This is a genomic window from Azospirillum formosense, from assembly GCF_013340925.1.
In the GTDB taxonomy this organism is placed as follows: Bacteria; Pseudomonadota; Alphaproteobacteria; order Azospirillales; family Azospirillaceae; genus Azospirillum; species Azospirillum formosense.
The window spans coordinates 1-5,170 of the sequence record NZ_WHOR01000340.1 but is presented as its reverse complement, the minus strand read 5'-3'; the positions used below and the strand labels follow the sequence as shown (position 1 = coordinate 5,170).

Here is a 5,170-nt window from a genome sequence, read left to right as displayed (position 1 = left end):
TGGTCGGGAAGCAGAACCCACTCGCCGCGCGCGTCGGCGTTGACGGAACCGAGCGCGCGATCCCCGTCATGGACGGTCACCGACGAGCCCGGCGTGGCGCGGCCGGCCATCACGGTGGCGCCGTCCGGGGCGACGCGCACAATGTCGAAGCGCGGCCCGGCTGGCTCCTCCGCGGCTTTCGCCGGGGCGGGCGCGGCGGCCGGCGGCCTGGCCGGGGTCACGCTGCCCAGCGCGACGGTCGCTCCGGACCCGGCCGTTCCGGCGCGGGTGCCCGGCGCGGGCGCTGGATCGAAGGCCAGATACGCGACAACAGCGGCCGCGGCGACCGTCGCCGCACCGCCGAACAGGAGAGCTTGCTTCACCGGAGCACCGCCGCATCATTGCCGGCGGACACGCCGGCTTGCGGCAGGATAGCAGATTGCGGCGGTGGAACCGAACACCGCCGATGGGGCCGACGCATAGCCGCATCGGGACCCGCGCACCGCCTTCGCGCCGCCGGGCGGTGCGACCCCATGCTCACGCCTCCAGGCTCATTTCTCCAGCTTGGCAACCGTCTCGGAATGGCGGCTGGAGGACAGGTCAGCCGCAGAGATGCTGGTTTCCGTGGCTTGAACGGTCGTGGCGCCGCCCGCGTTCGCCTTGCCGCCGCCGGTCAGAAAGCCGATCCCGCCGCCGAAGCCGAGGAACAGGAACGTGGCCACCGAGATGGCGGCCAGGGCGTTGACGACGCGCGAATCCATAATGATTCCTCCCGATGGGCTGAAGTCCGATGTCCGGGTAGACGCCGCCCCGGCTTTGCTATTCCCTTGCATTAGGTGACCCCGCCGGGCGCACCGGAACAGTCACCGGAACGTGTACCCAACCGGCGAGAAAGGGTGAGCGATGAGAGCCCCGAATTCCGTCTGCGTCTATTGCGGCTCATCCAGCCGCGTCGCCGCTGTCCACAAGGAGGCCGCCCATATGTTGGGCGACGGGCTCGCCCGGCGGGGCATCCAGCTCGTCTACGGCGGCGGGCGCGTCGGGCTGATGGGCATCGCCGCCGACGCCGCGCTCGCCGCCGGCGGCCAGGTCGTCGGCATCATCCCGGAGCACATCCAGTCCGCCGAGATCGAGCACACCGGCCTGACCGAACTGCACGTCGTCGACAGCATGCACACCCGCAAGCGCATGATGGTGAACCGGGCCGACGCCTTCGTCGTGCTGCCGGGCGGCCTCGGCACGCTGGACGAGGCGTTCGAGACCCTGACCTGGAAGCAGTTGGGCCTGCACGACAAGCCGGTGGTGATCGTGGATGTGGACGGATATTGGCGCCCGTTGCTCGGCCTGATCGACCATACGGTGGCGCAGGGTTTCACCCAGCCGGCGCACCGCGCGCTGTACACGGTCGTCGATGACGTGGATGACGTGTTTGCCGCGCTGGCCTATGAACCTGAGCCCGCGTTGAAGATTCCCACACAAAAGCTCTGAAAAGGCCAAGTGGTAGGACCAGATCGCGCAAATCGCGCCGTTTTCAGCGCGATATCGTCTGTTTTGATGCCCCGCGGTCCTTTCTTTCGGCGGTGCGCCGGTGCTATATAACCGCCATCCGTTTCCGTCCGGGGAACCGGGGCCCGTCTTCGGATGGACGCCCCGGCCCGTGCCCTCGCACAGCGCGCCCGGCGTCCAAGCATAAGACAACCCCTACCCGTTCGGGGAGAACTCGCACCCATGACGAAGATCAAGGTAGCCAATCCGGTCGTCGAACTCGACGGCGACGAGATGACGCGCATCATCTGGCAGTTCATCAAGGACAAGCTGATCCTGCCGTATCTCGACATCGACCTGAAATACTACGATCTCAGCGTCGAGAACCGCGACAAGACGGACGACCGGGTGACGGTCGAATCGGCCAACGCGATCAAGCAGTACGGCGTCGGCGTCAAGTGCGCGACCATCACCCCGGACGAGGCGCGGGTGACGGAGTTCAATCTCAAGAAGATGTGGAAGTCGCCGAACGGCACGATCCGCAACATCCTGGGCGGCACCGTCTTCCGCGAGCCGATCGTCTGCTCCAACGTCCCGCGCTACGTTCCGGGCTGGACCAAGCCGATCATCATCGGCCGTCACGCCTTCGGCGACCAGTACAAGGCCACCGACTTCGTCGTTCCCGGCAAGGGCAAGCTGACCATCAAGTGGGTGCCGGAAGGCGGCGGCGAGCCGATCGAGCACGAGGTGTACGATTTCCCCGGCGGCGGCGTCGCCATGGGCATGTACAACCTGGACGAGTCGATCGAGGGCTTCGCCCACTCCAGCTTCATGTACGGCCTGGAGCGCGGCTACCCGGTCTACCTGTCCACCAAGAACACGATCCTCAAGGCCTATGACGGGCGCTTCAAGGACATCTTCCAGAAGGTGTTCGACGAGCATTACGCCGCCCAGTTCAAGGCCAAGGGCCTCGTCTACGAGCACCGCCTGATCGACGACATGGTCGCCTCGGCCCTGAAGTGGGAAGGCGGCTTCGTGTGGGCCTGCAAGAACTACGACGGCGACGTGGAGTCGGACGTCGTGGCGCAGGGCTTCGGCTCGCTGGGCCTGATGACCTCGGTGCTGATCACGCCGGACGGCAAGACCGTCGAGGCGGAGGCCGCCCACGGCACGGTGACCCGCCACTACCGCGAGCACCAGAAGGGCAAGGAAACCTCCACCAACCCGATCGCCTCGATCTACGCCTGGACGCAGGGTCTGGCCTACCGCGGTAAGTTCGACAACACGCCGGACGTCGTGAAGTTCGCCGAGACGCTGGAGCGCGTCTGCGTCGAGACCGTCGAGTCGGGCTTCATGACCAAGGATCTCGCGATCCTCATCGGTCCGGAGCAGCCCTGGCTGACCACCAAGCAGTTCCTCGACAAGCTCGACGAGAACCTGCAGAAGAAGATGGCCGCCTGGGCGTAACGCCAGTTCCGCGTCAGGTGCGACGACGCGTCCCGGTCAAACGGGATGCCCGGTCGATGTAAGGTTGCGGCGGGGAGTTTCGGCTCCCCGCTTTTTTCTTGCCCGCGCGGCCTCAATGGCGGCGTGGACCTGACGAACCGGAATTCGAGACTTTCCCATGGCCAAGGATATCTTCCGCATCGCCGTGATCGGCGCCGGCGAAACCGGAACGCCCCTGCTGACGCAGCTTCTGGACGCCTCCTTCGTCGAGATCCTCGGCGTCGCCGACCTGGACGCCGAGGCGCCCGGCATGCGGCTCGCCCGTGAGCGCGGCGTCGCCACCACGACCGATTTCATGGACCTCGCCCGGTTCGGCGAGGCGGTGGATGTGCTGATCGACGTGACCGGCGTTCCGAAGGTGCGCGAGGCGCTGCGCCAGCACATGCAGGACAGCGGCAACACCCACACGCTGATCGTCCACGAGATGCTGGTGCAGCTGATGCTGTCGCTGCTGAGCGGCCGTCTGGTGCAGGTGAAGCACGAGGTCGAGGAGTACTGACCCCCCAACGGCTTGTCCCGCTCCCCCCTTTCCTGTGAGCCGCCGCGCCACCACATCCACGCGACGACAATGGGATGACGACAATGGGATAGGGAGTTGGAGCAGGTCATGGACATGAAGGACCCGGCACGGGCGTCCGCGCTGCTGAAACGGCTGCACGGACGCATGACCGGCGACAAGCCATCGCTGGGCGAGGTGCTGGGCCATCTCGGCGACCGGGCTCCTGGTTTCCTGCTGCTGGCGCTGGCGGTCCCCGCCGTGGTTCCGACACCGGGGCTGCCGGCGGGCCTGATCTTCGGCACGGTGCTGGTGCTGGTGGCGATTCAAATGATCGTGGGCCGCGACCGCCTGGAGGTGCCGGGCTGGATCGGGCGCCGCCGCGTGGCGCGCGGCACGCTTGAAAAGATCGTGGAGAAGGGAACACCGCTGGTGGAGCGGCTGGAGGCCCGGCTGCGCACGCGCTGGCCGTCGCTGACCCATCAGGGGGTGCTGCGGCCGCTGGGCCTCTTCGTGTTGGTGATGGGCGTTCTGATCGCCCTGCCCATTCCGTTCGGCAACACCCTGCCCGGTCTGGCGGTGCTGGTGATCGCGCTGGGGCTGATCGTGAAGGACGGTTTGGCGGTCGCCGCCGGTCTGGGTCTGGGTGTGGCGGCGACGGGTGTCTCGGCGATGCTGGTCGCCGGAAGCTGGTGGGCGATCACCGCGGCGCCCCTCTGACCGGCGCTCCTCTTACGGCCGCCGTGTCGGGCGGGCGCTCGCGTGAAGAGCGCCCGAAATCCGGAAATCCGGCGGAGAAATCCGGCGGAGTCTAGGCGGCGCCGACGTTGCGCTCACCGGTGTTGCGGTCCTCGTCGCGCTTCTTGCCGGACGAGGCCGGCTGGTAGGCCACCGCCGCGTGCTCGGCGCAGTAAGGCAGGCCGGGCAGCGAGGGCTTGCCGCAGAAATGGAAATCCTGGTGCTTCGGGTCGCCGACCGGCCATTTGCACATGCGCTCGGTCAAGGCGAGGATCGTCGCGCCCCGGGTCGGCTTCTTCTTGATCGGCGACGGGCGTCCCGACAAGCCGAGGCGGTGCGCCTTCCCGATCACCGCGTTGCGGGTGATGTCGCCCAGGATGTCCGCGATTTCACTCGCGCTCAGCCCCTGGGCCCAGAGGTCCTTAAGCTGCTGAACCCGCTCGTCCGTCCAACTCATCCCCTGTCTCCCGTGGTCCGGTAACCGGTGACTTGGTTAACCAATATACCTTCCGACCAGACGGCCGTTTTCCATAAGGCGCAATATTTTGTGCCCAACGCCGGCCAACCTACCAGATGGCCGGATAGAGGGATAGGGGGCTTGAGCAACATTCCTGTGCATAAGTCTGTGGGTGTTATGAGTTCAACGCGCCGTACACCTCCTCGGCTATGGCCGAAAGGGTCACTCGGTCGAGGTCGCCCGTTACCGCCCACGCCAACCCGTTGTCCCGCCAGTAGAAAGCCTGGACGTTGCCGTCCTGGGCAAAACGGAAGGACGTGTCCGGCGCGTCGGAGGCCGGCCGGATGTAGAGGGTGATGCGGCGACCGGCCGCATCCTGGTACATGAGCTGGGCCGCCGGCCCCCGCGCGTCGGACAGCAACCGACCGCCCACCAGATCGTAGCCCTTGTCGGCAAGCCGCGGCGCCTGCAGGGGCTTGCCCAGGCGCTTGGACAGCCAGCCAACGAGA

7 protein-coding genes and 1 pseudogene are annotated in these 5,170 nt (G+C 66.8%); 4 read left to right on the top strand and 4 right to left on the bottom strand.

All coding sequences use genetic code 11. The features are described 5' to 3' along the window. A pseudogene (locus GBZ26_RS26625) lies at positions 1-362 on the bottom strand (LysM peptidoglycan-binding domain-containing protein); the annotation flags it as partial. A 168-nt stretch (positions 363-530) separates the two neighbouring features. Next, the gene (locus GBZ26_RS26620; RefSeq protein ID WP_174441410.1) at positions 531-740 is read right to left on the bottom strand and encodes a hypothetical protein; all 210 of its coding nucleotides are present in this window, start codon (positions 738-740) and stop codon (positions 531-533) included. 142 nt (positions 741-882) lie between these two features. On the opposite strand from GBZ26_RS26620, the gene GBZ26_RS26615 reads away from it, so the two are divergent. From GBZ26_RS26615 to GBZ26_RS26600, 4 genes are all read left to right on the top strand, one after another. Next, positions 883-1,467: an LOG family protein gene (locus GBZ26_RS26615; RefSeq protein WP_174441409.1), complete on the top strand. Its 585-nt coding sequence runs from the start codon at positions 883-885 to the stop codon at positions 1,465-1,467. Between the two features lie 240 nt (positions 1,468-1,707). Continuing rightward, positions 1,708-2,931: an NADP-dependent isocitrate dehydrogenase gene (locus GBZ26_RS26610; protein ID WP_109070573.1), complete on the top strand. Its 1,224-nt coding sequence runs from the start codon at positions 1,708-1,710 to the stop codon at positions 2,929-2,931. A 157-nt stretch (positions 2,932-3,088) separates the two neighbouring features. Continuing rightward, the gene (locus tag GBZ26_RS26605) at positions 3,089-3,469 is read left to right on the top strand and encodes an oxidoreductase (RefSeq protein ID WP_174441408.1); all 381 of its coding nucleotides are present in this window, start codon (positions 3,089-3,091) and stop codon (positions 3,467-3,469) included. A 108-nt stretch (positions 3,470-3,577) separates the two neighbouring features. After that, positions 3,578-4,186 carry an exopolysaccharide biosynthesis protein gene (locus GBZ26_RS26600; RefSeq protein ID WP_174441407.1) on the top strand — a complete coding sequence of 203 codons (609 nt, stop codon included), beginning with the start codon at positions 3,578-3,580 and terminating at the stop codon, positions 4,184-4,186. A gap of 91 nt (positions 4,187-4,277) precedes the next feature. Here GBZ26_RS26600 and GBZ26_RS26595 read toward each other — a convergent pair whose 3' ends face one another. Beyond that, positions 4,278-4,661, bottom strand: coding sequence for a GcrA family cell cycle regulator (locus tag GBZ26_RS26595; protein ID WP_014240942.1), 384 nt, complete (start codon positions 4,659-4,661; stop codon positions 4,278-4,280). A 175-nt stretch (positions 4,662-4,836) separates the two neighbouring features. Next, the coding region (locus GBZ26_RS26590; protein ID WP_174441406.1) for an anti-sigma factor at positions 4,837-5,170 on the bottom strand (334 nt) is incomplete at its 5' end.

What these genes read in the sequence shown, in the direction of transcription:
- GBZ26_RS26610 (WP_109070573.1), top strand. Translation starts at nt 1,708, where the DNA reads ATGACGAAGATCAAGGTAGCCAATCCGGTCGTCGAACTCGACGGCGAC.
- GBZ26_RS26600 (WP_174441407.1), top strand. Translation starts at nt 3,578, where the DNA reads ATGGACATGAAGGACCCGGCACGGGCGTCCGCGCTGCTGAAACGGCTG.
- GBZ26_RS26620 (WP_174441410.1), bottom strand. Translation starts at nt 740, where the DNA reads ATGGATTCGCGCGTCGTCAACGCCCTGGCCGCCATCTCGGTGGCCACG.
- GBZ26_RS26615 (WP_174441409.1), top strand. Translation starts at nt 883, where the DNA reads ATGAGAGCCCCGAATTCCGTCTGCGTCTATTGCGGCTCATCCAGCCGC.
- GBZ26_RS26595 (WP_014240942.1), bottom strand. Translation starts at nt 4,661, where the DNA reads ATGAGTTGGACGGACGAGCGGGTTCAGCAGCTTAAGGACCTCTGGGCC.
- GBZ26_RS26605 (WP_174441408.1), top strand. Translation starts at nt 3,089, where the DNA reads ATGGCCAAGGATATCTTCCGCATCGCCGTGATCGGCGCCGGCGAAACC.